The sequence below is a fragment of the Caballeronia sp. LZ016 genome, from assembly GCF_031450805.1.
Classification (GTDB): Bacteria; Pseudomonadota; Gammaproteobacteria; order Burkholderiales; family Burkholderiaceae; genus Caballeronia.
The window spans coordinates 565,188-591,371 of record NZ_JARTVY010000004.1 but is presented as its reverse complement, the minus strand read 5'-3'; the positions used below and the strand labels follow the sequence as shown (position 1 = coordinate 591,371).

Here is a 26,184-nt window from a genome sequence, read left to right as displayed (position 1 = left end):
GTCATGAGCCCCGGCGACGCTGCACATAGACGGCGGCGATGATGATCGCGGCCTTGAGCACGAGCGCGGCGGCATCCGGAATGCCGTGCGCGAGCAGCGTATAGCGCAATAGCTGGATGATGAGCGCGCCGATCAGCGTGCCCGTGATATAGGCCTTGCCGCCCGTCAACGCGGTGCCGCCGACGGCCACCGCCGCGATGGCGTCCAGTTCGACGCCGAGACCCACCACGTTCGCATCCGACGACGAATTGACCGAGATCGAGATCAGGCCCGCGAGTCCCGCAAGCGCGGCGCACAACGTATAGGCGATCATCTTCACGCGCGCGGTCGGAATGCCGCATAGATAGGCTGCATCCTCGTTGCCGCCGGTGACGAGCAGGTACTTCCCGAAGAGCGTCTTGCGCACGATCCACGTGAAGATCGCGACGAGCGCGAGCATCAACAGAATCTGGAACGGCACGCCGGCGACCTTGCCGAGCGCAATCCACTGAAACGCGGGATTGTTGAACGCCTGCAGGCTGCCATCGGTGACGACCTGCGCGATGCCGCGGCCCGCGATGAACAGCACGAGCGTCGCGACGATCGGCTGCACATGGAGCCTCGTCACGAGCAAGCCGTTGAAGACGCCGCATAGCGCAGCGGCCAGCACGGGCAACGTGAACGCGAGCAGAATGCCCAATGGCCCGTCGATGTTCATGAAGAGCATCGGCGCGAGCGCGCCTGCAATGGCCATCGAAGCGCCCACGGACAGGTCGATGCCCCCCGTCGCCACGACGAGCGTCATGCCGATGCCGACGATCACGATCGTCACCACCTGCGTGAGATTCACGTTGAAGGTCTGCAGCGACCAGAAGTGGTCCGTGAAGATGAGGTTGAACACGATCATCGCGACGAGCACGACGATCTCTCGCTGGATTGCGATGCCGCGCTTCTTCTTCGACGGCGTTGCCTGCGCGTCGGCGGCGAGGGGTGCGGCCGGTTGCGTCTTGTCGATCATGCTTCGTTCCCTTGCGCGGCGCTCGCTTGCGCCAGCGACGATTCTTCGCCCGAACCGTAGGCGATGGCATCCATGATCGATGCCTCGTTCATTTGCGCGCCGTCCAGTTGCGCGACCGTTTCGCCATCGCGAATGACGACCGCGCGGTCGGCCACGGCGGTCAGTTCTTCGAGCTCGGATGCCGATAGCAGCACGGCCATCCCCGCATCGCGCAGTTCGCGCACGATCTTCGCGACATCCGCTTTCGCGCCGACGTCGATGCCGCGTGTCGGCTCGTCGAGCAGCAAGAGACGCGGACTGGTCGCGAGCCAGCGCGCGAGCAGCACTTTCTGCTGATTGCCGCCCGACAGCTCGCGCACCGGCTGATCCGGCGAACGCAGCTTGATGCCGAGCGATGCGATGAAGCCATCGACGATCTCCCGCTGTTTCGCGACATCCACGATGCCGCGTTTCGTCAGCGCGGGCAGGCAGACGAGCGTGAGGTTGTCGCGCACCGAAAGGTCCGGGACGATGCCCTCGGCCTTGCGGTCCTCGGTCAGATACGCGATGCCCCGCGCGATCGCATCCTTCGGAGAACGGAACGATACGTCATCGCCGCCGACCGCGAGCGCACCCTGAGACGGACGGTCCGCGCCGAACAGAAGGCGCATGGTTTCCGTGCGGCCCGAGCCGAGCAGGCCCGCGAGGCCGACGGCTTCGCCCGCGTGGACATCGAGCGATACGTTCGTGACCTTCGCGCCTGCCGCAAGCGACTGCGCGCTCAACGCAACCGCGCCGCGCTTCGCGAGATTCGCTTCCTTCACCGCGCTGTCTTCGTGAACGACGGCGGCGAGCGTGCGGCCGAGCATCGTCGTGACGAGCCTGAGCTTGTCCATCTCCTGCATCGTGCTTTCCGCGACGGTCTGACCATCGCGCATCACCGTGACGCGGTCGCATAGCGCGTAGAGTTCGTCCAGCCGGTGCGATACGAAGATCACCGCGCGGCCGTCGTCACGCAGGCGGCGCACAACGGTGAACAGCAGTTCGACTTCGCGTTCGTCCAGCGAAGATGTGGATTCGTCCATGATGACCATCTTCGCATCCGACGACACCGCACGGGCGAGCGCGACCATCTGCTGAATCGCGGTCGAATAGTCGCGTACGGGCTTTCTCACGTCAATATGCAATCCGAATGATTCGAGCAGGCCGGACGCCTGACGCTGCACCGTTTTCCAGTCGATGAGGCCGAAGCGCCGCGGCTCACGCCCGAGGAAGATGTTCTCGGCGACCGAGCGGAACGGCACGAGGTTGATCTCCTGATAGATCGTGCTGATGCCGGATTCCCGTGCTTCCTTCGGCGTGCGGAAATCGACTTCGCGGCCGTCGAAGCGAATCGTGCCGCCGCTCTTGCGATAAGCGCCCGTCAGGATCTTGATGAGTGTCGACTTGCCCGCGCCGTTCTGGCCGATGAGCGCGTGCACTTCGCCCGCCGCCACGGTGAGCCGCGCGTGCTTGAGCGCCGCGACGCCGCCGAACGCGATATCGATGTCCTGCATGTCGAGTAAGGGAGTCTGAGCCATGCGTGTCGTCCGTCGATTGAGAAAAGCGGGCGCGCTCGAACACGCGCCCGCAACACACACGCCTGCTTCAGTACCCGTACTGCATGCTTTGATCGACGTTGCTCTTGTCGTAGAAGCGGTCGGACACCTTCACCCAGGCCGGAATGGTCTCGCCCTTCGCGTACTTCTGCGCAACTTCGCACGCAAGCGGTCCGAAGAACGGGCTCGACTGCACGCTCGCGCCGAGCTCGCCTGCCTTGATCGCTTCGAGGCCGCCCTTGGTGCCGTCGATGGTCACGAGAATGATGTCCTTGCCGGGCTGCTTGCCGGCGGCCTTGATCGCGGCAATCGCGCCGAGCGCCATTTCGTCGTTGTGCGCGTAGACGGCGGTCACGTCCGGGTGCGCCTGCAACAGCGTTTCCATGACCTGGCGGCCCTTGTCGCGCGCGAAGTCACCGCTTTGCGACGCGATGATCTTCATGCCCGGATTCTTCGCGATGACTTCGTCGAAGCCCTTCTTGCGATCGTTCGCGGCCGATGCGCCCGTCGACCCTTCGAGTTCGATGATCGTGGCTTTGCCGTTCGTCGCCTTCACGAGCCAGTCGGCGGCGCGGTGTCCCTGATCGATGAAGTCCGAGCCGATGAACGTGAGGTAGTCGCGGCCGGCCTTCGCCATCGACTGATCGATGTTGCGGTCGACCAGGATCACCGGAATGCCCGCCTTCTTCGCCTGCATGACGACCGGCACGAGCGGCTTCTCTTCGCGCGGCGGAAACACGAGCAGGTCGACGCGCTGCGCGATCATGCTCTGGATATCCGAGACCTGCTTCGCCGCCGAACTGTTCGCATCGGTCATCACCATCTGCCAGCCGCACTTCGCGGCGACGTCCTTGAAGCTCTTCGTTTCCGCAAGCCGCCACGGGTTGTTGCTTTCGGTCTGTGCGAAGCCCACGCGCAGCGGCTTCTTGTTCGGAATCTTGGGCAGGGCGTCGTCGGCGGCGTGCGCGGCGGTGAAGCCCGCGGAAAGCGTCAGCGCGGCGAGCGCGCTGAGTGCGGCGGCGAGCGGGCGCAGGCCCGGGCGTGATTGCTTCTCTAGCGACAGCATGTCTTCCTCCGATAAGGATGCTTCTCTTGTGGTGATGCCGATGCTTGTTGTTGCACGGTCGATCTGCTGCGAGAGTGGCTTGCTGTTGCTGCTTTTATGGTTATGTGCGCCGGGTCATCCGCCGTCAGCCGATTCACTCGCCGATTTGATTGATGGCGAGTTGCCTGACTTCATTGATGGCCCTGACCGATCCGCGCTCGATCAGCGGACCGTCGAGCTTCACGGTGCGGCGTCGCACCGGCGCGCCCGCCGCGCGATTGTGTTCTTCCTGCAAAAGCGTTTCGACGGCCCAGCGGCCGAGATCGTAGTTCGGCAGCACGACCGTCGTGAGCGGCGGATGCGTGTGCCGCGCGATTTCCTGATCGTCGTAGCCGACGACGGACACATCGTCCGGCACGCGCAGTCCCAGTTGCTTCAGCGCTTCGATGGCGCCGAGCGCCATCAGGTCGTTCGCGCAGAAGATCGCCGTGGGCGGATTGGCTTCGCGCATCAGCGAAAGCGTCTGCTCGAAGCCGGTGCCGGAACTCCAGTCGCCTTCGCGCACGAGTTCCGGCGCGAACGGCAGATCGGCTGTCGCAAGTGCCGTGCGATACCCCTTCAGGCGCTCGCGCGCGGCGTCCTGCCATGGCTCGCCGTTGATATACGCAATGCGCCGATGCCCCGCCGCGAGCAGATGATCCGTCGCCGTATGGCCGCCCGCGACCTCCGCCGGCACCACCGACGACACGCTCGCCTCGCTCGTGTAGCAGTTGAGCAGCACGGTCGGCACCTGCGCGAGCGAAGCGGGCAGCGTGACGCGGCGTGTGTACACCGTCGCGTAGATCACGCCGAGCACGTTCGGATTGCCGAGCGTCGAGTCCAGCACGCGCTGCTCGATCTCCGCGTTGCCGTGCGTCGAATAGACGGCGAGCATCCGGCCATGCGCAAACGCCGTTTCACGCGCGCCGTCGATGCTGACGACCGGATGCGGGCTCGTCGAGATTTCGTCGGCGAGATACACGATCAGATTGCGCTCGCCTTGCGCGCCGAGCGTGTCGATGGCTTCGAGGCTCGCCGATTCGCGCGGCGTCATGCGATAGCCGAGCTCTTGCGCGACCTTCAGCACCTTGTCGCGCGTCGCGTCCGAGAACTTCGCGCCGCTCGCGTTGTTGAGCACCAGCGATACCGTCGATTGCGAGACTCCGGTGAGCTTCGCGATGTCGGTCATCGTCGGACGGCGGGGCGTGGTTTTCTTCATCGTGCGGGCAACGCAAGTCATAGAGCGAATGAAACTTACCACTAATATTAATGATGAACAACGCGGGAAGCCCCTAAGCGAACAGAGCCGTCACGGGGTTTTCCCTGTCTATTACTAATAATATTGACGAGCCGATTACCCCCATGCCATGCTGTTTTCGATCGAACCGAGACCGAAACATGGAGGAGACGATGGGCCGGTATGACGAAAGCACGAGAGATGCGCTCGCCCGAGCGTTCGAGCAGGATGGATTCGTACTGCTGCGCGACCACTTCGACCGCGCGAAGCTCGAAGCATGGCGCGATGCGTTCGCGCCGCTCTTCGCGCCGCATGTCGAGTCGGCGAAAGCGGCATCCGTCAGTGGCAACCGCGGGCCGGGGCGCTACTACGTGACCTTGCCGTTCGAAGGCGAGTTCGCGGACCCGGCTTTCTTCTGCGATGAGGATATCGTCGGCATCGTAGAGCGCGTGGCGGGGCCGGACCCGGTGATGTGCCAGCTCGCCACCGATACGCCGGTGCGCGGCTCAGATTTCCAGGACTGGCATCGCGACACGCCGCCGCTCTTCGACGACGCGCCCGAAACGCCATCGTTCCAGCTTGCCGTGAACTTTCCGCTCGTCGATGTCGACGACAGAAACGGGTCGCTCGAAACGACGCGCGGCACGCATCGCATCTCTCGCGAAGAAGCGCTCGCCGGTCTCGCCGATGGCCGCTTCCCGCCCGAGCGCGTGCCGATGCGCCTCGGCGACGTGATGATCCGCGACGTGCGCGGGCTGCATCGCGGCACGCCGAATCTGACCGACGAGCCGCGTCCGATGGTCGTGATCGGTTATAGCCGCGCCTGGTACTTCCGGCCCGAAGTGCATATCGACGTGCCGCGCGCCGTGCTCGCCAGCTTGCCGCCGCGCGCGAAGCGTCTCTTGCGATACTGCCCGGTGGTCGAGCAAACCGCGCGCACCTTCGACGAAAACTACCGGCAGTTCGCATATTGAGCGCCGATCCCAACGAAGGCGCGGACCACGCGCTCGTCACATTGCGGCATGGCGCGCGGCGCGTGGTGCTCGCGCCGCATATCGGCGGGGCGATTGCGGCGTTCTTCGACGCGCACGGGGACGGCGAGCGTCACTGGCTGCGTCCCGCCACGCCCGATGCGCTCGCCGCGCGCAATCCACTCGGCATGGCGAGCTTTCCGCTGGCGCCGTACTGCAACCGCATCCGCGATGCGCGTTTCACGTTCGATGGCGCGCCTGTCGATCTGTCCGGCGACGGCAACCTGTTCCCGCATGCGCTGCACGGCAATGCGTGGCGGCGGCCGTGGCGCGTCGATGCGTTGTCGGAGGCGAGCGCGCGGCTCACGCTCAGTCACGATCCGTCGATGGACGTGGCGCATCACTGGCCGTTCGCCTATGAGGCCGCGCAGGACATCGCGCTCGACAACACATCGCTGACGGTCACGATGTCGCTCTGCAACCGGTCCGACCGGCGCATGCCGTTCGGCATCGGCCATCATCCGTACTTTCCGCGCACGCCGAACACGCGCGTGCGTGCGCAGGTTTCATCGATGTGGCATACGACGCCCGATCCGCTGCCGACGCACATCGGACCGCATCCGTGCGTGGATGCGCTGGCATCGCCCGAAGGCATGGCCGCCGATGCGTTCGACCTCGACAACAACTTCGCGGGCTGGACGCGCACGGCGTCGATTGCCTGGCCGGATGAGCATCGCTCCATCACGCTCGATGCCGATGCGCCGTTCGACTTCATGGTGATCTATGCGCCGGCGGCTTTTCCGTCGCTGCTGTGCGTGGAGCCGGTGAGCAACGTGGCCGACTGGGTGAACCTCGATGTCGATCACGCGCTCAAGGGCGGCGGCGTGCTGGAACCCGGTGAAGCGGCCAGCGTCGCGTTCCGATTGACGCCGCGGACGGATTAGGGTCCACGGCGTCCGCACGCGTTTCAATGCCCGAAGAACACGGTACATGCAGGCGCCCATGCGCAATCGGCGCTGCGTCCGCTCGCCGATGTTCCCGCGTTGCCGGTCGCGCCGCCATAGGCGCGATCGTCGCTCGCCCTCGACTGCGCGCTCGCATCCTGTTCGGGCGCGCCGTTGTGCGGCTGCATCGGACGCATCGTCTGCACGAGTTGCTGCGCGGACTCGGGCATGCCTTCGGCGCGCGCAGTGCCGACGGTCGCGGTCACTGCACAGGCGGCCATCATCGCGACGACTTTCAGGTTCAGGCTCGGCTTCATGTTCCAGCTCCTTGTAACGAATGCTCAAGCAGCCGGAAACGAATTTCGCGGACTCCTTGCAGCGTTGGGACGAAGTGGCGCGATGATCGAATGCGGCCAGGCGCGCGAACGATTCGGCCATGCGGCGTGTTTGCCGCAGTGCCGTGTCGAGCGCGTGAGACATCGCGCAGGCACACGTTACGGATTCGGGAGAGGACGCGAAATCCCTATGTCGAAGGGATGCGTTCGGAGGGATTGGTCATGGGGCGTGACCGTCGACAGCGAAGTAATGAGGGAAGAAAAGGCCGCGCATTCAACGCGGCCTGTGCGTTCATCGGCGCAGCGCGTTAATACGCCTTGCTGCCGCTGCTCGAACCGCTCTTCTTGTTCATATGGCTGCTGGAACCGGTCGATCCGCTCGTGCCGCCCGAGGAATCCATCGTGCTCGAACCGGATGCGCCTGACGTGGCGCCGGTCGTGCCGTGTGCGTTCGGCGTGCTCATGCCGGTGCCGCCCTGGCCAGCGCCATTACCGCCCGCCGTGCCGCCGCCCGCACCGCCCGCTCCACCGCCGCCGCCCGCACCGCCGCCTGCACCCTGCGCGAATACAGCGCCCGACATGCTCAGAACCAGCGCGGATACAAGCAAGCTCTTCTTTGCGATCTTCATGGTGCCTCCCTTGATGGTGGTTTAAGCGCGCCGCTTCGCGTGGACTGCGCGGCGTCGCGGCTTACATACCGCAATCGCTGTGCCGCGCGATGAAAGCCGCCACGTCAGGAAGTAACGAACACGTCAGGCGAGCGCTTCGTCGCACCATTCGATGGCCCATGCCCGCGCGCAATGTAAGGCGTCCCATTCATTCGCGAAGGCGTCGAGGTCACCAGAGTCGTGGACTTCGAGATTAGGCGTATTTTCGTTCGGCGCGCTCGTGATCCGGGCATGTGCGTAGAAGCTGCCGTCTTCATCATGACGGGCCGTGCAGTCGATATGAAAGTGCTTGTAGTCGAAACGCATTCGGGAAGTCTCCGCTAGTAAGGAAAGGCGATGTCACGGGAGCGATGTTTGCTCGAACAATGCGACGCGATACCGGGAGCAAACTCGTGACCACAGCCACTACGCATGGACAATCGACGGACGAAGAAGACAGGGCCGCGTTCGAAGAGTTCAAGACGCTCGTCAACATGACGGCGCACCAACTCGAGAAGTGGCTTGCGACGGAAGAGTCCCGCGCAGTCGGCCAGAAAGACGGTGATGCGGAGTCCGTGGGCCACAAGTCGGGCAGACGCATTATCGAGCTGCTCGGCGCGAAGAAAAGCGATTTGCAGGCCGACGACTACGCGCACATGCGCAAGGTGGCCGGCTACGTGAAGCGCCATATGGCGCAGCGCCCGCATGGCGATATCGAGCATACGAACTGGCGTTATTCGCTGATGAACTGGGGACATGATCCGCTGAAGTGAAGCGCCCTTTCAACCTCGCACGACACCGATAGCATACTGTATAAACATACAGTATCATAGCCAGAATGGAACTGTCAGAGAAGCTCGAAATTCTTGCGGATGCCGCCAAGTACGACGCCTCGTGCGCGAGCGGCGGCGCGCCGAAACGCGAGTCGCGCGGGGTAGACGGCCTCGGTGCGAGCACGGGTTCGGGCATCTGTCACAGTTTCACGCCGGATGGCCGCTGCGTGTCCTTGCTGAAAATCCTGCTGACCAACTTCTGCCTGTACGACTGCCGTTATTGCATCAATCGCCGGTCGAGCAACGTGCCACGCGCGCGCTTCACGCCGGAGGAAGTCGTCTCGCTGACGGTGGACTTTTATCGCCGCAATTACATCGACGGCCTCTTCCTCAGTTCGGGCGTCATTCGCTCATCGAACTACACGATGGAACAACTCGTTCTCGTCGCCAGGACGCTGCGCGAGAAACATCAGTTTCGCGGCTATATCCACCTGAAGACCATTCCCGACGCCGATCCCGAAATCATCGCGCAGGCGGGGCGGTATGCGGACCGGTTGAGCGTGAACATCGAGTTGCCGACCGAGATCAGCCTGGAGCGTCTCGCGCCCGAAAAAAGCGGGCGGACGATCAAGCTCGCGATGGGCAATATCCGCGTGGCGCGCGAGGAATCGGAAGCGGAGCCGCGCGCTCCGCGTTTCGCGCCGGCGGGGCAGAGCACGCAGATGATCGTCGGCGCGGACGAGACGGACGACCGCACGATCCTCGGCACCGCTGAAACGCTGTACGGCTCGTATCAATTGAAGCGCGTCTACTATTCCGCGTTCAGCCCCATTCCCGACAGCCCGACCGGCGTGCCGTCGAAAGCGCCGCCGCTCTTGCGCGAGCATCGGCTGTATCAGGCGGATTTTCTGATGCGCGGTTACGGCTTCAACGCAGCCGAATTGCTCGGCGATGCCGGCAACCTGCCACTCGATGTGGATCCGAAGCTCGCCTGGGCGCTCGCGCACCGCGAGCGCTTTCCGGTGGACCTGAACGTCGCGCCCGGGCGGATGATCGCGCGCGTGCCGGGCATCGGGATGCGCAACGCGAAGCGCATCGTCGAGTTGCGGCGAACGCGCCGCGTGCGCTATCACGATCTCGTGCGGCTGCGCTGCAGCATGGACAAGGTCAAGCCGTTCGTGGTGACGGAAGACTATCGGCCGCCGCTCGTCGAGGCGTCGTCGGAAAATCTGCGGCGAGCGCTCGCAACGCAGCCGGTGCAGTTGTCGCTTCTCTAGCGCCACGATGCAGGCCATCACCATCGACGACGACTTCGACGCCTGGCGCAGCGCGGCACTGAACGCGCTGTCGCTCGGGCTTGCGCCCGAAGCGATCGACTGGCGCACGCGCGAAACAGAGGCGCCGCCGCTATTCGACGCGACCGACCCCGGCGCCGCGCCATCCGGCAATCCGGAACAGGTGCGCGTTTCGCGCGAGCTTGCCGCGCTGCTGAAAGACGCCGCCCATTTCCGCGACGTGCATCGCTGGGGCTTTCTGTATCGCGTGTTATGGCGATGGACGCACGGCGACCGCTCGGTCGCCTCTCCCGCCGATGAGGACGGCGCGCGCCTCTACAAAATGGCGAAGGCCGTGCGGCGCGCACAGCACGACATGATCGCCTACGTGCGTTTCCGCCAGCGCGATGCATCGCTCGGCGCGCCGGAATACGTCGCGTGGTACGAGCCGGATCACGATGTGCTCGCGTGGGGCGCGGAGCACTTCGCAGCGCGCATGGGCCGCTCGACGTGGCTCATCACGACGCCCGATGGCGCGGCGATGTGGAACGGCGAGCGCTTGCAGATCGAGCGTCGCCGCGCGCTGGCGGCGGACCATGCGACGGACACGCCCGACGCCGCCGAAGACCTCTGGATGACTTACTACCGCAGCATCTTCAACCCGGCGCGGCTCAACGAATCCGCGCTCGAACAGCAGATGCCGGTGCGGTTCTGGAAGGGCTTGCCCGAAGGCGCGCTGATCCCGCAAATGCTGAGCGATGCGCGCGGCGGGGCGCGGCGCGTCGCGCAGGCGAGAACGGTCGGCGCGCTCGGCGGCAAGACGGTGCACGTCGAGGCCGAAGATGCGCAGCCGGAACGCGACGCGCCCACATCGCTCGATAGCTGCCGCCGCTGCGATCTCTGGCGCAACGCGACGCAGGCGGTGCACGGCGCGGGGCCGTCGGATGCGCGCATCATGCTGCTTGGCGAGCAGCCCGGCGATCAGGAAGACCTGAAGGGCGAGCCGTTCGTCGGACCGGCGGGACAGCTGCTCGATGACGCGATGCGCCGCGCCGGCGTGCCGCGCGAACAGGTGTATCTCACCAACGCGGTGAAGCACTTCAAGTGGGAACCGCGCGGTAAGCGGCGTCTGCACAAGACACCCGGGCAGCAGGAAGTCGAAGCGTGCTCGTACTGGCTCGAACGCGAGCTGGACGACACCGCTGCGCGCGTCATCGTCACGCTCGGCGCGACGGCGCTTACCGCGCTCCTCGGCAAGCGCGCGACGTTGCGCGAGCATGTCGGACGCGTGGTGCCGTTCGGCGACAAGCTGATCGTCGCGACGTATCACCCGTCATACGCGCTCAGGCAACAGGACGATACGGCGCGCGAGAAGACCGTCGCCGATATCACCGATGCGCTCGCAAAAGCGCACGCGCTGAGCAACGATCCGGGCACGCGCTAGAACGCCGCGCGCACCACGCCGCCATCGGCGCGTAACGCCGCGCCGTTCGTCGCCGACGACAGCGCCGAGCACACGTACACGACCATGCTGGCGATCTCCTCCGGCTCGATGAAGCGCTTGAGCAGCGAACTCGGCCGCGCCTCCGCGAAGAACGACTTCTCGGCTTCCTCGAAGCTCTTGCCGCCCGAGAGCTTGTCGACGAACTCGGTCACGCCCTCCGAACTCGTCGGGCCGGGCAAGACCGCGTTCACCGTCACGCCGGTGCCGGCGCACGTTTCGGCGAGACCGCGAGACAGCGCGAGCTGCGCGGTCTTCGTCAGCCCGTAGTGAATCATCTCCACGGGAATCTGGATGCCGCTCTCGCTGCTGATGAAGACGACGCGGCCCCAGTTCCTCGCCTTCATCTTCGGCAGATATGCACGCGACAGCCGCACGCCCGACATCACGTTGGCGTTGAAGAAGCGCAGCCAGTCGTCGTCGGTAATGTCTTCGAACGGCCTCGGTTCGAAGATGCCCATATTGTTCACGAGAATATCGACGTCCGGAAAGCGCTGCACGAGCGCGTCGACTTGCGCGGCATCGGAGACATCGCCGGCGAAACCTTCGGCCTGCGCATTCGGCACGGCCTTACGCAGCTTGTCGAGCGCGGCATCGACGGATGATTGCGAGCGTCCGTTGACGATCACGCGCGCGCCTTCACGCGCGAGACTCACCGCGATTGCATGACCGATTCCTTTCGTCGATCCGGAAACGAACGCGAGCTTGCTGGCGATCTGTAGGTCCATTCCTGACTCCCTGGTTGATCTGGTTGACTGGCGATTCGTGCAACCGGTGAATGGTAGCGACGTCGGCGCAAACGCGCTGAATCGCGGGCAGAAGGCCCATCGCGCGATGAAACTCCGCGACATAAATGTTCGATGGCGTGAGCGTCGGGCGTCGTCCATAGTTGCGCCTGCAGCCAACCACTGAGCCAATGTCACCATGTCCAAGCCGATCCTTGTCTCCTCACTCGATTCCATCCTCAAACATGCGCGCCGCGTCGTGATCGCCGGCGTGATGACCGGCACCGCATTGTTCGCGGGCTGTGCGCAAGCCGGCCCGTATGCGGATGCGACGACGGTCGCCTCAGCGCCCGCGACGCGTCCCGATGCGATCTACGTCTACGCGTTCGACAGCGATGCAAGCGACGTCAGGCTCGACGACCACGGTCTCGCAGCCAAGCTGAAAGCCTCGATGTCCGGCGAATCGCGCGCGCAGCAGCAATCGCAGGAAGCGGTCGAAGCGCGTGAGGAAGTCGCCAACGAAATCGTCGCGAAACTTCAGTCGATGGGCTTGCCCGCGATCCGTGCCGATGTCCCGCCGCCGGACGACCGGAGCGTGCTCGTCGTCGCGGGCAGCATCGACAGGATCGACGCCGGCAACCGTCGGCGCCGCATGCTGATCGGTCTTGGCGCGGGCGAAAGCAAGGTCGGCGCGACGGTGCAACTCGTCTACAAGCCGGCGCACGGCGTGCCGCAACTCGTCGAACAGTTCGACGCGAGCGCGGACAGCGGTCACGCGCCGGGCGTCGCGGAAATGGCGGGCGTCGGCGCAGCGGCGGGTCATGCGGTGAGTTCCCTCGCGGTATCGGGCGGTCTGCATGCGGTATCCGAAACGAAGCGGGCGGGCGTCTCGTCCGACGAGAAACGCCTCGGCGATGCGATCGCGGCGCAGATCGGTAAAAGCGGCGCGGCGCAGGGCTGGATGCCCGCGAAGAGCTGAGCGCGGATTCAAGATTGCCCGGCACGCGCCGATAAGACGCAGAAGCAAACAAGCATCTTCAACCGGCACCCATGCACGGCACTTACAACTTCTGGCTCGTCGCGGCGTCGCTCGTCGTGGCGGCGCTCGCCTCGCTCACGGCGCTCGACATCTCCGGCCGCATCGCGATGCTGTCGCGCTCGCGCGTGCGCTATCTGTGGCTCGCGGGCGGCGCGGCATCGATGGGCACCGGCATCTGGTCGATGCACTTCATCGGCGTGCTGGCTTTCTCGTTGCCGATTCCGCTCGGCTACGACCTGCGCATCACGGCGGCGTCGCTCGGCGTCGCGATACTGGTTTCGTTCTTCGCGCTGTCGGTCATCAATGGCGCGCGGCTCACCTTCGCGCGGCTCGCGGTGAGCAGCGTGCTGATGGGCGCGGGCATCGCGACGATGCACTACATGGGCGATGCCGCGATGCGGATGCAACCGGCCATCGTCTACGATCCGGCGCTCTTCGCTGCATCGATTGCGATCGCGGTCGTGGCATCGGGCGCGGCGTTGTGGATCGCGCGTGCGTTGGCCGATGCGAGCCAGGCGCACCTGACGGCCAAGCGTATGGCATCGGCACTCGTGATGGGTGTCGCGATCACCGGCATGCATTACACCGGCAATGCCGCCGCGAAATTTCCGCTCGGCGCGATCTGCGGCGCGGCCAACGATGTCGACGTGTACTGGCTCGGCACGACGGTCACGCTCTTCACGCTGACGATTCTCGTCATCACGCTCGTGCTGTCGCGCTTCGACGCGCATAACGCGATGCTCGCCGGCTCCGTGACGCGCCTGCACGGACAGATGGTGCACATGGCGACCTTCGACACGCTCACGGACTTGCCGAACCGCCGCACGATGACCGAGCGCATCGAGCTTGCCGTGCGCAATGCGACGCATGGCGGCACGCGCTTCGCGATTCTCTTCATGGACCTCGACGGCTTCAAGACCATCAACGATTCGCTCGGCCACTCGACGGGCGACGAAGTGCTCAAGGCGTTCGCGCGACGGCTGCTGCGATGCGTGCGCGGCGGCGATACGGTGGCGCGGCTCGGCGGTGACGAGTTCGTGGTGTTGCTGGAGAACATGAAAGCGCATGAGGATGCGGAGCGGCTTGCCGAACGCATCCTCGATACGATGAGGAAGGGGCTCGTGATCGGCGAGCATCCGTTGCAGGTGATGCCGAGCATCGGCATTGCGCTCTTTCCCGACGATGGGGAGAGCGTCGAGGCGCTGCTCAAACATGCGGATGTCGCGATGTACGAAGCGAAGCGCGGCGGACGCAGCACGTATCGCTTCTTCGAGGCGAGCATGAACGAGGCGGCGGTTCGCACGCTGCAGATTCAGCAGGCGTTGCACGAAGCGCTGGACGCGGGCTATTTCTTTTTGCTGTTTCAGCCGAAGTTTCGCGGCGACGGCGAGCTTGCGGGCGCGGAGGCGCTGATCCGGCTCGATCATCCGCAGAGCGGGTTGCTGACGCCGCTCGAGTTCATTCCTATTGCGGAGCGTTCGGGGCAGATCGTGGAGATCGGCTATTGGGTCGTGCGCGAGACATGCCGGCAGATCGTGCGATGGCGCGAAGCGGGATGTCCGCCGGTGAAAGTGGCGATCAACCTGTCGCCGCGGCAGATGAACGAGACCGATCTCGTCGAGCGCATTCTTGCGATTTTGCGCGAGGAAGGCGTGGCGAGCGAGCAGTTGATGTTCGAGATCACGGAGTCGGTGGCGATGCAGGACGCGCCGCGCACCATCGACATGATTCGCGCGTTTCAGGACAGCGGCTTCGAGATCGCCATCGACGATTTCGGCACGGGGTATTCGAGTCTCGCGTATCTGCAGCGGTTTCGCGCAAAGCAGTTGAAGATCGACCGGTTCTTTACGAACGGGCTCGACGAGAACGGGCAGGAAGGGCGCGCGATCGTATCGGCGATCATCGCGCTTGCGCATTCGCTGGATATGGATGTGGTCGCGGAAGGCGTCGAGACGGGGACGCAGCGGGATCGATTGCGGGATCTCCGGTGCGACGAGATGCAGGGCTTCTTGCTGGCGAAGCCGCTTTCGGCGCAGGCGTTCGAGGCGTTGCTGGAGGAGGGGGCGGTGGGTGTCTGAGTCCACGCATTAGCGGCGCGCGCTTTCGTGCGCGTGCATTTCGATTAGGCATCCTACGACTCTGTGTTAAATCTCCCCTCGCGCGGATCGACTTCGTTCATCCCCGCGTGATGACAACGAGGCAACAAACGAGGGGGGCAGTATGACCAAGAAGCAAACGTCGCACGTGTTGAGCTTTATCAATCTCAAAGGCGGCGTCGGCAAGACGACGACGGCGGTCGCCGTCGCTGAAATCCTTGCGCAGGACATGGGCAAGCGCGTGTTGCTCATCGATCTCGATCCGCAGACCAACGCGACGGTGAACCTCATCACCGAGGAAGCGTGGGATGAACTGGACCGCGATGGGCGAACTATCGCCCAGCTTTTCAGCGACAAGATCAATCATCATTTGCCGCCGCGCTTCGATATCGCCCGTTCGATTGTCCGCGGCGTCTCGACCATCGACGGCGGCATCCGGACACTCGATCTTCTGCCTTCGAGCATCCAGTTGGTCGAACTGCAGGACAGGATTCCGACGATCGCGATGACGGGCAACTTTACGGTGAATCCGCGCGACATCCTGAGAATTGCGTTGCAGCCGGTCATCGACGACTACGACTATGTGATTATCGATTGCCCGCCGAGCCTCGGAACAGTGACAAAGAACGGGCTGAACATATCGAACAGCTACGTCATCCCGACGATCCCCGACATCGTGTCGACGTGGGGCATTTACCAGATCGTCGAGAATGTGCGCCGCTTCGCGCAGGAAGTGAAGCAGTCCATCGAGCCCCTCGGCATTGTCGCGACGAAGGTGCAGGGCAACAACCTGCACGTAAGGGTGATGAGCGATCTCTCGCACGGACGTCTCGGCAAGTTCGCGGAATCGGACGTGCCGCAACCGCGCTTCTTCAAGCATCACATTCCGCAATCCGTCGCTGTCGCACGCGGCGCCGATGCGCAAGCTGACTTGCGCACGTTCAAAGGCAAGTACGGCGTGCCCGCTTACGAGGCATTGCTGGGCGTGACACAGGAAATTCAGACGCTATGCGAAGCAAGCAATCTTTGATCGAATTGCTGCATGGGCTCGTCCAGCTCATCGACGACGAAGCGTCGCGCAATTCCGAATTCGCGGCGAAACTGGATGCGCTGGTGCAGCCGGTTTACGACCGGCCAGAGGGGCGCGCGAGAGCGGGGGGAAAGCGGAAGGACGCGGACGTACCCGACGTGCATCAAGAACTCGCGTCGCGGGGCGAGGATGCGTTTCGTACATGGCTCCGCGAGCAGAGTGTCGAGGTGCTCAGAGCGATCATTCGTCGTGAAGACCTCGATGCGTCGCGACGGGCGTCGAAGTGGAAAGACGTGACGAAGCTGGCGAATTTCATAGCGGATGGGTTGAAGGCAAGGATGTCGCGAGGGGCGGCGTTCATGGCGAGGAAAGACTAAGAGCCGTGCCGCAATGGATGAAAGCGTCATGGTTCGTTCGTTGCGGCTCTTGGTGACCGGTTTGCAATCGGCGAAGAACGTGCTGCTTCGCGGCTTTCGGAAAGACACAGCGGCTTACAGGCAACTATTCATATCGAGAATCGGATTCTTCCGAATTGCATTGCGCTAGGCAGTACCTCACAATGCTGTCACTATTTTTCGGGCTGGTGAACGAGCGTTACCGCGCATCACACATGCGCCGTCGTTCAATCGAGACATAGTCACTGAATAGATAGTAAGCATGACGTAATGGCGTTAGTCGACGATGTTTTTCGTCGCCTGGTCACGCACGCACCAACGTCCGGGTCGTGCAGGCCTCTTCATTGGTCACTAGACAGCGATTCACCAGTCGGAGCGGACGTGAAACCAAGATTTCAGGAGTACTATGAACGGGAAGAAAACTACGTTAGCGAGTCGTTCCGGGATTTTGCGGTAGACCATCCAAAGATCGCTGCGAGGCTCGGCGCGCGGGCGGGCGACGCCCAGGATTCTTATGCGCAGCGTTTGCTTCAGGCTTTTGCGTTCGCGTCTGCGCGCTCCCAGATGCGTATCGATGACTGGACCCTTGATCTACCGCTGCGCGAACTCGAGGCCGTCAATCCTAACTTTGTGGCGCCGCTGCCTTCGCTGGCCGTGGCGCGTTTCTATCCTGATGCGCAAGCTGCTCATAGTCCTCAGGGTCTTCTGTTGCCACGCGGCACACGCCTCACGACACACGCTACAGACAAAGGCGCGACTGCTGAATTCCGCACCGCTCAACCCGTCAGAGTATGGCCGCTCCGGATAGATCGCGTACGCTCGACGGGCATTCCTGCCGATATTCCTTCATTACATCGTTTTGTGGAGGGAAGCCAGGACGTCGCGGTCGTGCGCGGAGCACTCCGTATTCGTCTTGCCACGATCAATGGTGCGCGCCTGTCGAGCCTGGCAGCGCTGGACAGGTTGCCGGTCTACTTGTGTGGCGAGGAACGCTTGGCCTCGCGCCTCTTCGAGTTGATCCATACCTCTGTGATAGGAATGGTGATGGGCGCGCCGGACCGGTTCGAGAGCGGCGACCTGTACGGTGCGAAGCTTCCCGGTCTGCCGCACATGACTGTGAGTTACGAAGGGCTGAATCCCGACGAGAGCTTGCTGCGCCCAATTTCGCCAAAATTTCACGGGCAGATGCTGGTGCACGAATTCTTCGCACTACCCGCAAGATTCTGGTTCTTTGCCCTGAATGGCTTAGGTCCGGGGTTGCGGAAGATCGATGGTCCGGAGGTGGAAATCGTGCTCCTGCTCTCGCGGGAAGTGAACGTGTTCGAAGAGCACATCGACGCTTCGCAATTTGCGCTCTTTTGCTCTCCGGTCGCGAATTTGTTCCCGACGCGAACGGCGCGTCTCGATCTTGCTACGCAAGCGGCAGAGCCGATCATTACACCCGTTGCCGGGGCACCCGATGATTTCGAAGTCCATTCAGTCGATCTGGTATTGGGCCAGGTGGACAAGGACTCCGGGCCCGTAGCATTTCGGCCTCTCGACGTGCCGTTTGCCGACGACAGTGCTCGTCACCCGCGCTTTTTCACGTTACGGCGGGAGCTCGAAGCAGTCGTGGACCACGAACGCCGCTACGACAAGCGTCAGCAGTTCGTCCGCACACGCACGCGACTGAAGCTGCTCGGTCCGGACCTCCAGCCGGACGACATCGGTATCCAGTACGTCACCCTCGAAGCGTGGCTGACGAACGGGGACCTGCCGTGTATCGTGCCGCGCAACGGAGTGAACGACCTGATCGCGAAGGATGCGAAGTCGGTCGCGACGGTCGGTTTCGTGCGTGCCCCGACTGCTCCCCGGGCGCCGCTCGCGTTCGATGCCGGTAGCGACGCGGCTTGGGATCTGCTGCGCCAGCTCCATATCGAGTTGCAAGCCTTCGATGACGAGTTCGACGAGAAAGATCCAGGCGAAGGACTGCGCTCGATGCTGCGTCCTTTTCTCGGTGCGGGCGATCCGACAATGGCCCGCTGCCTTGAAAGCCTCGTCGGCGCGAGTGGCAGGCCCGTGTACGACATGCATCGCTGCGGCGGTGAACTCGAACTGTCGCGTGGCATCGAGGTGACGCTTACCTTCGACGAAGAGGACGAAGGCGACTGGTTACCGTTCACTTTCGCCTTGGCGCTGGAGCGCTACGTCGCGCGTCACGTCTCAGCGCATGCCTTCACGCGCACCGTTATGCGTACCGTGCAGCGCGGAGTAGTTTTCACTTGGCCGACGCGCGCGGGCACGCGCGGCATCTTCTAGAAAAGGTTAACAAAATGGACTGGCTGACTCAGGCCCGCCCGCTGGCGGTCCACAGCGATGCGTTCCCGAACTATTGCGGAGAACCGATCTTCGAAGCCGCGCGCCTGTGCGGCGTGGAGAAACTCGGGCGGCTGTCGGTGCGCGGCACCGTGTCGCTGTTCGCGTACCAGCAGGGGATGCGGTTCATTGCGGCGAAGGGACCGTGGATGGCACAGGCGCAAAGCGGCGCGATGTCGCTGGCTGCGCTCAACGATGTGACGGTCAGCAGCTCCGATGGACGCGTGGTGATCACGGCGGCGAAGGAGGTGTGGATCGGGGCGGGGGGATCGTATGTGCAGATCAACGGCAGTGGAATTGTGAATGGATCGCCGGGGGCGATTCTGGAGAAGGGGGCGGTGTGGGATAAGGCGGGGGCGGATTCCATGCGCGTCCCGCCTCCGGATCTGCCTGGAGAGAAAGCGTACAGCGCGCAATTCACCGTGCGCGACCGGGATGGCTCAATTCTCAAGAACTACTCATACCGAATGGAAGCGGAAAGCGGTGTGACATGGTACGGGAGGACGGATGAGAATGGTCTGACGGAGCGGGTCTGGACGGCAAGCGAACAGTCAATTCATTTGTATCCACACGCCGGGCCACATCGAGATGATGAGTGCGACGACGCACGCTGCAGTTGCACCTGAGTAAGAGTGCTCACGCTGGCACGCGAAAGGCCATATTGGCCTGCGCTCAACTAATAAAACCGACAAGACATGGCCACACAAACAAAAGCAACGGAACCGATAGCCACGATGAGAAGTGGCACGCAACTTCCTACTGAGCCCGCTCATCATAAGCGTCGCGTGGTCAAGTTCAATGTCTATTGCGCGCCGCTGGATGAGCGCGGAGCAAATCCGCTTTACAACGCGAAGTATGACGGAGACACAAGCAAGCTCGCTTGTACGGATTCCGCCTCATACTTGACAGGCTCGCCGTACGTGCTAATTGACGCCGACACTAAGGCGGAGCTTGCGAGAGCGAATTTCCAAGCGTACACCAAAGTTTCCGTTTGGAGGGATGGAACGAGAAACTTACACGCGCTGACTCCGATCACAATTCGCGATGATGTCAAGAAGATCGCTCTCTTCATTGCCAACGATTCATACAGGTCTCGGCGCCAATATCCCTTGTTCCCATTTGATCTGCCCGATTCGGCGAGTACGACGATTAATATCTTCGAGATCAGAACGGACTTGGTCCTGGATTTCTGTGACGTCAACACATTGGGCGCAGCGCCGGACACGAACAGCTTAAAGAAGGCACCATCCCACACAGACGAATACTTCGGGTTCCTCACCGGAGACATGTGGCGAAAAATTAGCCACGAGTTTCATAACGAAGTAGGAACGCTGTGCCCGATCGAGTCCATTTCTCGGCCGCTCTTGAAAGGACACCCGGCGCATATTCCGCCCGAGTCGTCGCTAGCTAATGTGTCAAGCACCCGGCCAGCGCAGATTCCTCGACTACCTGACCAATCCGAAAATCCGCAGACTCATAGTGGACCAGTGACCGGTCCATATGCCAGCGGGACGCCAACCACTCCGCGCGGTGGCACCGGTGCTCCGCCTCAACTCTCGACCAAGGACGGAGTCGAAACGCTGAGCAATGTAGATTGGACCGCGGTACTTTCGCCGATCTACGAGGCCGGCGCTGGATCGCGGTCATTGGACGCCTTTGAAGTCCACATACCGTTGTTACAAATCAAGCTGACGTTTGCCGAGAGGTCGTTTGCTAATGCGATTAACTCTAGTAACGACACCAACGTCCGGGATGCTATTCGACGTACGTCGCCAGGGACATTCGCCGCAATATTGAAAGCTATGTGGCGTTGCACATTAATACGGTGGCACTGAGCAGTTCGTGGAGACCGATGCTCGGTTCGCGGCTCCATAAGATGGGAACGGCTCTGGACGTGGCGCGCTTTGACGACGACGATGAGGACATTCACTTCGCCCTACATAACAACGGCAAGAATGACCGCGGCAAACCATTTCCAAAGGGCGCGGGAGGCAGCAAGATGGCCGCATTTTACAGAGAACTCACCTCGGATTCGCATATCCAGGCGGGCGCAGTTTACACCCCGTGGGTCAATTGGGTTAGACCCCACGATAGCCATATGCATGTGACAGCGAAGGATAATGCCGATGAATGAATTCGAGCCTCGAACGTTCGAGCGAGTCACCAGTGCGGTTGCGGCTCTGTCGCTGCTCATTTCCAGCAATGCGATCGCCGCAAGCGCGGCGATCCGGATAAATGACCTAACCATCCACTACGACGAAGTTCTTAAGCCCAAATGTAACGTTTTTTTGAGGAGCACCATCGGTGAATGGCGGGCCGGCTCCGCCCTGCTATCGGTGCCATGTTTTACCTATCGAGGCTCGTCAGATGACGACATTCTAAGAACTATACGGCCCACTGATAGCCGGAGAGACCAGTTCATTTTTAGAAAAAAGGACATGATCTCGCTTGAGGAGATGTCCCCCAGAGAAGGGCTTCCCCCATATCGAGTGTCATTCATGATTCAGTATAAGGTTGAGCCACCCGATCCGGAAGGCGCCGTACCTTTTTTTCCTTATGACAGCAGTAGGCAGGTCGTCGACTATCTCGCCATAAATGCTGATGGATTTGAGTTGGATCCAAAGACTGGAACTGCTACGGGCTATAGGGTGTTTGAATCTTCGGGTACTTGTTACCTGGCAACGGACAGGAAACCTCGTTCATATAAGCTGTTCTGGTTTTGGAGTGATGCATCCACTCCGCGGTACAAGGGCCTGCCCTCGACGATAGATACGACCACGCTCCCGTGGGTGAACGTTTCTTACGAAAACACAATCGCGAAGAACGTGGAAATGCCCAAAGAAGTGGCGATCGACGCAAGACTTCCTGTGAAGCCGCTGATTTATTCCGACTACGCGATTAGAGCAGACGGACGAGTTCGAAAAGGGAAGGCTATGTGCATGGCAGACTGTCCTCCCGGAATGCTAATGAAGCTGCTCCATGCCGGACAAAGCATCTGGGGACCGTCGGGCAAGCCACCTGTAACCAAATGAGGAGCTTCGAATGATTAATCTGATCCGCCTCGGCGACACCACCGACCACGATGGCGAAGTCATAACCGCATCGGACAGCATGCGTTACGACGGCATACCGGTCGCCCGCAAGGGTGACGAAGTGAAGTGCCCGCAGCATCCGGAGGTGCAGCCCAATTTAATCGTGGAAGGCGATTCCGGCATCACCGACAACGGCATCCCGGTTGCTCGAGAGGGGCATCGGGGCACCTGTGGTTGTCGCTTGATATCGAGCATCAAGTGAATTGGAGGACCGTTTGATGTGCGGCTTAACGACAGACGGACACAGGCACAAGATGGATTTTCCGGTACAACTGATGGAGCGTTTGCAGTCCGCGCCCTGGCGCTTCGGCTTCCTGCCACTTCTGCGCCAGATCAACGCCAACTGCGCGCGCGACCCGGTCGGCGCCGCACAGCGCCCGGGCGCCGAGCCGTATCGTATCGGTCAGAAACCCAGTCTCGTGTTTGCTCCGCGCGAAGTCGCGGACGCAAAGCTGAGAAATGGCAAGCTGCATATCCGGCTTTTCGGCCTCGGCATGCTGGGACCGAACGGGCCGTTGCCGATTCACGTCACCGAAATCGCCCGCGAGCGCGAAGAGCAACGACACGACCCGACGCTTTGCAACTTCCTCGACATCTTTCACCATCGATCGCTGACGCTGCTGTATCGCGCCTGGGCGTCGGCGCAATCGGCGGCGAGTCTGGACCGGCCCGAGCACGACCGCTTCTCTGCCTATACGGCCAGCTTCTCCGGACATGCGCAACGACGCGGCCGCGCACCGTTGCTGCCGGAACACGCGCGTCTGTCTGCCGCGCCGCACCTGGTCGGCGAGTCGCGCGATCCATCCGCGCTTTGCAACGCGGTGGCGCATCACTTCGGCGTGCCGGTGAGCATCGAAGAGTACGCGGCGCACTGGATTGTGCTGCCGCCAGAGCTTCATTGTCGTTTGGGGCATTCGAACGCGGCAGCGTGTCTGGGCGGTGGCGCGTTGCTGGGCGAGCGCGCGCCCGACCGGCGGCACCGCTTCTGCATGACCATCGGACCACTCGAGATAGAGACGTATCACCGCTTCACTCCGCGCGGCGATGATCTGTTGCGGCTCATCGAGTGGGTGCGGGTCTACGTCGGCCTCGAGTTCGAGTGGATGCTGGAGTTGCAGATCGAACCGCATAGCGCGCCGGCGGCGGTACTGGGCGGCTCTCAACAACTCGGGTGGTCGAGCTGGCTCGGTGAATCACGGAGCAACGCGCCGATCACCGGCATGCGCTTTGAACCGGAGCAATACCGGCGGCAGTTGCGTGCGAAAGGCGGGCGACGAGTCGATGAGTCGACACGACGGCCTCGAGTCGGCGTCAATGGAAAGTAAGTGGAAGAACTGCGAGCCGCACTGGACGCGAAAAACGCAAACCGGATCGCTTCTTGCTCTTGGATTCGGAAACCCACCTCACCGGAGCCGCCCATGCTCACACTCCGCACCGCCCCTCTGGCAGTCATCGCCTTGTCCGTCGCCGCGCTCGTCACTGTGCCCGTGACGCCCGCGCAGGCTCAGGACTCCGCCGCCTCCACACCGAAGGAAGCCAAGAAGGCCGAGCGTAAAGCCGCACGGGCGAAGAAGAACGCCGAGCTTAAAGAACTGGAGCAGAACGGCTACAACCCGTCGGGCGAGCAGACGGACTATCCGCGCAATCTGCAGAACGCGCAGCAGCGCATCAACGCGCAGAAGGCCGGTCAGGCTGCGCCGGCTTCGGCGCCTTAATCGGAGCATGAAACGCGATGCGCCTTTGATCCGCGCATCGCCCGATCAGGCATACAAGCGCCATCAAGCTGCAGTCGCGAGATGCAGGTCCGTCACGACGCTACCCCGCATCGACGCTCGTACGCCCGGCACGTTACCCATTCCGAACACAGGCCTCGCGAGATAGAAGCCCTGCGCAAGCGCTTGCGGCCACTGTGCGAGCCACTGCGCCTGCGCGGGCGTTTCCACGCCCTCGACGACGATTTTCACGTTGAGCCGCGTCAGCAGCGCAAGCACCGACGAAAACACCATCCGCGCGTTCGGGCAACGCGGCGCTTCCGCCAGCAGTTCCTTCGCGATCTTCACCGTACTGAAGTCGATAGGCCCGAGCGCCGAAAGACAGGCGAAGCCTGTGCCGAAGTCGTCCATCGCCACGCCGACGCCGCGATTGCGCAGCCGTTGCACGACCCTCGGCATGGAAGGAAAGCGCGCAAGATCCTGGCTCTCGGAGAGTTCGAGTTCGATCAGGTCAGGCGTGATGCCGTGCGCATCGCATACGGTTTCGAGCCTTTCGCCGAACCCGTCCGACGACGCGACCGAGGGCGGGACGTTGATCGCGACGGGATAGCACACGCCGCGCGCCTGCAGCGCCGCGATGTCGCGGGATACGGTGTTCATCACGAAGTCCGTCAACTCGACGACGACCTCGTCATCTTCGAGCGCCTCATGAAAACTCCCTGGCAACAACACGCCGAACTCCGGATGACGCCACCGGATGAGCGCTTCCATCTGTGAGAGCTCGCTGGTATCGACCCGGTAGATGCCCTGGTAAGCCACGCAAAACTCACCGGCTCTCAACCCCTGAAGCACACGCCGCTTGAGCGCATGACCGGCTTCTGGCGCGGCGTTCGAAATGTACGACCGACGTGTTGCTGCGTTCATGCTGTGCCGCCCCTTGATTGAACCGGGCGTTTAAATGCATGACTCGTGCCCGTGGCCACAATGGTCGGGCGAATTGGGATGGCAGCGAGGGAAAACCCCGATGCATGCATCATGACGGGGCGTATCCCTAGTCGTACCAAGTATCGCGGCGAAGTAAAGGTAGGAACATTGCACGCCGTCGCCGGTAACACTGACAGCAAGAGCGAACGATCGTGCCGAAGCGCTTTGCAGCAAACGTTGAAGTTTCTTCGAAGTTTTGTAATACGGACTAACGAAACGTCAGAGCCTTCAGTCAGACGATAGCCGCCTCGGCGACCGGCCGCATGCGTTCGAGCGCGCTGCCGTCTTCGCGAAAGAGATGCACGTGACGAATGCTGAAGCCGACGTTGAGGCGTTGACCATCCACCGCGGTCGACTCGCCCGAGCCCTTCACGTTGATGACGAGATCGTTCGGCAAGCGGATGTGCAAAAGCGTTTCGCCGCCAAGATGCTCGATCACCATGACTTCGCCAGTGAGGCCGCTGTCGATGTCGCCGCTGCCCGACTCGATGAAATGCTCCGGACGGATGCCGAGCGTAAGCGTCTCTCCAACGTTGACAGATGCCCCTGCGAAAGGAAGCGTCAGCGGTTCGCCTCCCGGCAATTCGATGGTGACGCCCGCGGCATCGGCACGCAGCACGCGGACATCGATGAAGTTCATCTTCGGCGAGCCGATGAAGCCCGCAACGAAGCGATTGTGAGGCGTACGATACAACTCCAGCGGCGAGCCGATCTGCTCCACACGTCCATGATTCAACACGACGATGCGGTCGGCCATCGTCATCGCTTCGGTCTGATCGTGCGTGACGTAGATCATCGTCGCGTTGAGTTGCTTGTGCAGCTTGATGAGTTCGAGGCGCATCTGCACGCGCAACGCTGCATCGAGGTTCGACAAGGGTTCATCGAAGAGAAAGACTTTCGGCTCCCGAACGATCGATCGGCCAATGGCGACGCGCTGCCGCTGCCCGCCCGACAGCGCGCGTGGACGCCGTTCGAGCAGTTGCCCGATCTGCAGGATCTCCGCAGCGCGATTGACCCGTTCCCTGATCTGCGCTTCGGGCAGCTTCAGCATGCGCAACCCGAACGCGATGTTCTCGTACACCGACATGTGCGGATACAGCGCATACGACTGGAACACCATTGCGACGCCGCGCTGTGAAGGCTCGAGGTCCGTCACGTCTTCACCGCCGATCAGCACTTGTCCCGAGTCGCACTGCTCGAGTCCGGCAATGCTGCGAAGCAGAGTGGACTTGCCGCAGCCTGACGGTCCGACAAAGACCATGAACTCGCGGTCGGCCACTTCGATATCGACGCCCTTCAGCACTTCGGTACTCGCGAAGGTCTTGCGAATCTGCTGCAAATGGACTGCACTCATGCGTGTCTCCATCTAAGCCGCGTTTCAATCGCCGGACTGCGCAGCAAGCATCGCAGTGCAGC

27 protein-coding genes are annotated in these 26,184 nt (G+C 62.5%); 17 read left to right on the top strand and 10 right to left on the bottom strand.

The genetic code is table 11. From position 1 onward, the window contains the following. Position 1 precedes the first annotated feature (1 nt). From P9220_RS23160 to P9220_RS23145, 4 genes are all read right to left on the bottom strand, one after another. The gene (locus tag P9220_RS23160) at positions 2–997 is read right to left on the bottom strand and encodes an ABC transporter permease (protein WP_309768003.1); all 996 of its coding nucleotides are present in this window, start codon (positions 995–997) and stop codon (positions 2–4) included. Beyond that, positions 994–2,556 carry a sugar ABC transporter ATP-binding protein gene (locus tag P9220_RS23155; RefSeq protein WP_309768002.1) on the bottom strand — a complete coding sequence of 521 codons (1,563 nt, stop codon included), beginning with the start codon at positions 2,554–2,556 and terminating at the stop codon, positions 994–996. The genes P9220_RS23160 and P9220_RS23155 overlap by 4 nt, the downstream gene beginning before the upstream one ends. Positions 2,557–2,623: 67 nt before the next feature. Continuing rightward, the gene (locus tag P9220_RS23150; protein WP_309768001.1) at positions 2,624–3,640 is read right to left on the bottom strand and encodes an ABC transporter substrate-binding protein; all 1,017 of its coding nucleotides are present in this window, start codon (positions 3,638–3,640) and stop codon (positions 2,624–2,626) included. Between the two features lie 133 nt (positions 3,641–3,773). Next, complete coding sequence (locus P9220_RS23145) at positions 3,774–4,877, bottom strand: LacI family DNA-binding transcriptional regulator (protein ID WP_309767999.1); 1,104 nt, start codon at positions 4,875–4,877, stop codon at positions 3,774–3,776. A gap of 191 nt (positions 4,878–5,068) precedes the next feature. On the opposite strand from P9220_RS23145, the gene P9220_RS23140 reads away from it, so the two are divergent. Together P9220_RS23140 and P9220_RS23135 are read left to right on the top strand one after the other, a co-directional pair. Further along, the gene (locus P9220_RS23140; protein WP_309768251.1) at positions 5,069–5,869 is read left to right on the top strand and encodes a phytanoyl-CoA dioxygenase family protein; all 801 of its coding nucleotides are present in this window, start codon (positions 5,069–5,071) and stop codon (positions 5,867–5,869) included. Further along, entirely contained in the window at positions 5,866–6,810 is a 945-nt protein-coding gene (locus tag P9220_RS23135) for an aldose 1-epimerase (RefSeq protein WP_309767997.1), read from the top strand. The genes P9220_RS23140 and P9220_RS23135 overlap by 4 nt, the downstream gene beginning before the upstream one ends. 23 nt (positions 6,811–6,833) lie before the next feature. On the opposite strand, the gene P9220_RS23130 is transcribed toward P9220_RS23135, so the two are convergent. The 3 genes from P9220_RS23130 to P9220_RS23120 all read right to left on the bottom strand — a co-directional run bounded on the left by P9220_RS23130 (position 6,834) and on the right by P9220_RS23120 (position 8,119). Continuing rightward, positions 6,834–7,127, bottom strand: coding sequence for a hypothetical protein (locus P9220_RS23130; RefSeq protein ID WP_309767996.1), 294 nt, complete (start codon positions 7,125–7,127; stop codon positions 6,834–6,836). Positions 7,128–7,453: 326 nt separating this feature from the next. Continuing rightward, on the bottom strand, positions 7,454–7,774 hold the full coding sequence (locus P9220_RS23125) for a hypothetical protein (RefSeq protein ID WP_309767995.1): 321 nt from the start codon (positions 7,772–7,774) through the stop codon (positions 7,454–7,456). Positions 7,775–7,897: 123 nt separating this feature from the next. Continuing rightward, positions 7,898–8,119, bottom strand: a complete 222-nt coding sequence (locus P9220_RS23120) for a hypothetical protein (RefSeq protein WP_309767994.1) — start codon at positions 8,117–8,119, stop codon at positions 7,898–7,900. A gap of 86 nt (positions 8,120–8,205) precedes the next feature. Between P9220_RS23120 and P9220_RS23115 the strand changes: the two genes are divergently transcribed. The 3 genes from P9220_RS23115 to P9220_RS23105 all read left to right on the top strand — a co-directional run bounded on the left by P9220_RS23115 (position 8,206) and on the right by P9220_RS23105 (position 11,283). Further along, positions 8,206–8,565 (top strand): DUF3140 domain-containing protein, encoded by a 360-nt coding sequence (locus P9220_RS23115; protein WP_309767992.1) that lies wholly within the window; start codon positions 8,206–8,208, stop codon positions 8,563–8,565. A 65-nt stretch (positions 8,566–8,630) separates the two neighbouring features. Continuing rightward, positions 8,631–9,842, top strand: coding sequence for a putative DNA modification/repair radical SAM protein (locus tag P9220_RS23110; RefSeq protein ID WP_309767990.1), 1,212 nt, complete (start codon positions 8,631–8,633; stop codon positions 9,840–9,842). 7 nt (positions 9,843–9,849) lie between these two features. Next, a complete protein-coding gene (locus tag P9220_RS23105; RefSeq protein WP_309767989.1) occupies positions 9,850–11,283 on the top strand; it encodes a UdgX family uracil-DNA binding protein in 1,434 nt (477 codons plus the stop codon). Here P9220_RS23105 and P9220_RS23100 read toward each other — a convergent pair. Further along, complete coding sequence (locus tag P9220_RS23100; protein ID WP_309767988.1) at positions 11,280–12,068, bottom strand: SDR family oxidoreductase; 789 nt, start codon at positions 12,066–12,068, stop codon at positions 11,280–11,282. The two genes, P9220_RS23105 and P9220_RS23100, sit on opposite strands and share 4 nt — an antisense overlap. A gap of 196 nt (positions 12,069–12,264) precedes the next feature. Here P9220_RS23100 and P9220_RS23095 point away from each other — a divergent pair, with 196 nt between their 5' ends. The 12 genes from P9220_RS23095 to P9220_RS23040 all read left to right on the top strand — a co-directional run bounded on the left by P9220_RS23095 (position 12,265) and on the right by P9220_RS23040 (position 23,787). Then, on the top strand, positions 12,265–13,044 hold the full coding sequence (locus tag P9220_RS23095; RefSeq protein WP_309767987.1) for a DUF4410 domain-containing protein: 780 nt from the start codon (positions 12,265–12,267) through the stop codon (positions 13,042–13,044). Positions 13,045–13,115: 71 nt separating this feature from the next. Beyond that, positions 13,116–15,182, top strand: coding sequence for an EAL domain-containing protein (locus P9220_RS23090; protein WP_309767986.1), 2,067 nt, complete (start codon positions 13,116–13,118; stop codon positions 15,180–15,182). 142 nt (positions 15,183–15,324) lie between these two features. Further along, positions 15,325–16,230, top strand: a complete 906-nt coding sequence (locus P9220_RS23085; RefSeq protein WP_309767985.1) for an AAA family ATPase — start codon at positions 15,325–15,327, stop codon at positions 16,228–16,230. Then, a complete protein-coding gene (locus P9220_RS23080) occupies positions 16,209–16,607 on the top strand; it encodes a hypothetical protein (protein WP_309767984.1) in 399 nt (132 codons plus the stop codon). Before P9220_RS23085 ends, P9220_RS23080 begins: the two co-directional genes overlap by 22 nt. Before the next feature lie 399 nt (positions 16,608–17,006). Continuing rightward, complete coding sequence (gene tssF, locus P9220_RS23075) at positions 17,007–18,923, top strand: type VI secretion system baseplate subunit TssF (RefSeq protein WP_309767983.1); 1,917 nt, start codon at positions 17,007–17,009, stop codon at positions 18,921–18,923. Positions 18,924–18,937: 14 nt separating this feature from the next. Next, positions 18,938–19,606, top strand: coding sequence for a DUF2345 domain-containing protein (locus P9220_RS23070; RefSeq protein WP_404980307.1), 669 nt, complete (start codon positions 18,938–18,940; stop codon positions 19,604–19,606). Positions 19,607–19,675: 69 nt separating this feature from the next. Then, positions 19,676–20,815: a hypothetical protein gene (locus P9220_RS23065; protein ID WP_309767982.1), complete on the top strand. Its 1,140-nt coding sequence runs from the start codon at positions 19,676–19,678 to the stop codon at positions 20,813–20,815. A 41-nt stretch (positions 20,816–20,856) separates the two neighbouring features. Then, on the top strand, positions 20,857–21,114 hold the full coding sequence (locus tag P9220_RS23060; RefSeq protein ID WP_309767980.1) for a hypothetical protein: 258 nt from the start codon (positions 20,857–20,859) through the stop codon (positions 21,112–21,114). Next, entirely contained in the window at positions 21,107–22,012 is a 906-nt protein-coding gene (locus P9220_RS23055) for a hypothetical protein (RefSeq protein ID WP_309767979.1), read from the top strand. Before P9220_RS23060 ends, P9220_RS23055 begins: the two co-directional genes overlap by 8 nt. 10 nt (positions 22,013–22,022) lie before the next feature. After that, positions 22,023–22,274: a PAAR domain-containing protein gene (locus P9220_RS23050; RefSeq protein ID WP_309767978.1), complete on the top strand. Its 252-nt coding sequence runs from the start codon at positions 22,023–22,025 to the stop codon at positions 22,272–22,274. Between the two features lie 52 nt (positions 22,275–22,326). Next, positions 22,327–23,397: a type VI secretion system baseplate subunit TssG gene (gene tssG / locus P9220_RS23045; RefSeq protein ID WP_309767977.1), complete on the top strand. Its 1,071-nt coding sequence runs from the start codon at positions 22,327–22,329 to the stop codon at positions 23,395–23,397. A 93-nt stretch (positions 23,398–23,490) separates the two neighbouring features. Then, positions 23,491–23,787: a DUF4148 domain-containing protein gene (locus P9220_RS23040; protein ID WP_309767976.1), complete on the top strand. Its 297-nt coding sequence runs from the start codon at positions 23,491–23,493 to the stop codon at positions 23,785–23,787. 63 nt (positions 23,788–23,850) lie between these two features. Here the strand turns inward: P9220_RS23040 and P9220_RS23035 are convergent, their stop codons facing one another. Together P9220_RS23035 and P9220_RS23030 are read right to left on the bottom strand one after the other, a co-directional pair. Then, complete coding sequence (locus P9220_RS23035) at positions 23,851–24,708, bottom strand: EAL domain-containing protein (protein ID WP_309767975.1); 858 nt, start codon at positions 24,706–24,708, stop codon at positions 23,851–23,853. A gap of 292 nt (positions 24,709–25,000) precedes the next feature. Continuing rightward, the gene (locus tag P9220_RS23030; protein WP_309767973.1) at positions 25,001–26,122 is read right to left on the bottom strand and encodes a sn-glycerol-3-phosphate ABC transporter ATP-binding protein UgpC; all 1,122 of its coding nucleotides are present in this window, start codon (positions 26,120–26,122) and stop codon (positions 25,001–25,003) included. Positions 26,123–26,184: the final 62 nt, after the last annotated feature.

Excerpts from the sequence above, each read along its gene's own strand:
- P9220_RS23050 (WP_309767978.1), top strand. The coding sequence starts at position 22,023 with ATGATTAATCTGATCCGCCTCGGCGACACCACCGACCACGATGGCGAA.
- P9220_RS23120 (WP_309767994.1), bottom strand. The coding sequence starts at position 8,119 with ATGCGTTTCGACTACAAGCACTTTCATATCGACTGCACGGCCCGTCAT.
- P9220_RS23065 (WP_309767982.1), top strand. The coding sequence starts at position 19,676 with ATGGCCACACAAACAAAAGCAACGGAACCGATAGCCACGATGAGAAGT.
- P9220_RS23085 (WP_309767985.1), top strand. The coding sequence starts at position 15,325 with ATGACCAAGAAGCAAACGTCGCACGTGTTGAGCTTTATCAATCTCAAA.
- P9220_RS23125 (WP_309767995.1), bottom strand. The coding sequence starts at position 7,774 with ATGAAGATCGCAAAGAAGAGCTTGCTTGTATCCGCGCTGGTTCTGAGC.
- P9220_RS23130 (WP_309767996.1), bottom strand. The coding sequence starts at position 7,127 with ATGAAGCCGAGCCTGAACCTGAAAGTCGTCGCGATGATGGCCGCCTGT.
- P9220_RS23095 (WP_309767987.1), top strand. The coding sequence starts at position 12,265 with ATGTCCAAGCCGATCCTTGTCTCCTCACTCGATTCCATCCTCAAACAT.
- P9220_RS23030 (WP_309767973.1), bottom strand. The coding sequence starts at position 26,122 with ATGAGTGCAGTCCATTTGCAGCAGATTCGCAAGACCTTCGCGAGTACC.
- P9220_RS23040 (WP_309767976.1), top strand. The coding sequence starts at position 23,491 with ATGCTCACACTCCGCACCGCCCCTCTGGCAGTCATCGCCTTGTCCGTC.
- P9220_RS23105 (WP_309767989.1), top strand. The coding sequence starts at position 9,850 with ATGCAGGCCATCACCATCGACGACGACTTCGACGCCTGGCGCAGCGCG.
- P9220_RS23070 (WP_404980307.1), top strand. The coding sequence starts at position 18,938 with ATGGACTGGCTGACTCAGGCCCGCCCGCTGGCGGTCCACAGCGATGCG.
- P9220_RS23100 (WP_309767988.1), bottom strand. The coding sequence starts at position 12,068 with ATGGACCTACAGATCGCCAGCAAGCTCGCGTTCGTTTCCGGATCGACG.
- P9220_RS23080 (WP_309767984.1), top strand. The coding sequence starts at position 16,209 with ATGCGAAGCAAGCAATCTTTGATCGAATTGCTGCATGGGCTCGTCCAG.
- P9220_RS23160 (WP_309768003.1), bottom strand. The coding sequence starts at position 997 with ATGATCGACAAGACGCAACCGGCCGCACCCCTCGCCGCCGACGCGCAG.
- P9220_RS23155 (WP_309768002.1), bottom strand. The coding sequence starts at position 2,556 with ATGGCTCAGACTCCCTTACTCGACATGCAGGACATCGATATCGCGTTC.
- P9220_RS23090 (WP_309767986.1), top strand. The coding sequence starts at position 13,116 with ATGCACGGCACTTACAACTTCTGGCTCGTCGCGGCGTCGCTCGTCGTG.
- P9220_RS23140 (WP_309768251.1), top strand. The coding sequence starts at position 5,069 with ATGGGCCGGTATGACGAAAGCACGAGAGATGCGCTCGCCCGAGCGTTC.
- P9220_RS23110 (WP_309767990.1), top strand. The coding sequence starts at position 8,631 with ATGGAACTGTCAGAGAAGCTCGAAATTCTTGCGGATGCCGCCAAGTAC.
- P9220_RS23055 (WP_309767979.1), top strand. The coding sequence starts at position 21,107 with ATGAATGAATTCGAGCCTCGAACGTTCGAGCGAGTCACCAGTGCGGTT.
- tssG (WP_309767977.1), top strand. The coding sequence starts at position 22,327 with ATGGATTTTCCGGTACAACTGATGGAGCGTTTGCAGTCCGCGCCCTGG.
- P9220_RS23060 (WP_309767980.1), top strand. The coding sequence starts at position 20,857 with ATGGGAACGGCTCTGGACGTGGCGCGCTTTGACGACGACGATGAGGAC.
- P9220_RS23145 (WP_309767999.1), bottom strand. The coding sequence starts at position 4,877 with ATGAAGAAAACCACGCCCCGCCGTCCGACGATGACCGACATCGCGAAG.
- P9220_RS23035 (WP_309767975.1), bottom strand. The coding sequence starts at position 24,708 with ATGAACGCAGCAACACGTCGGTCGTACATTTCGAACGCCGCGCCAGAA.
- P9220_RS23150 (WP_309768001.1), bottom strand. The coding sequence starts at position 3,640 with ATGCTGTCGCTAGAGAAGCAATCACGCCCGGGCCTGCGCCCGCTCGCC.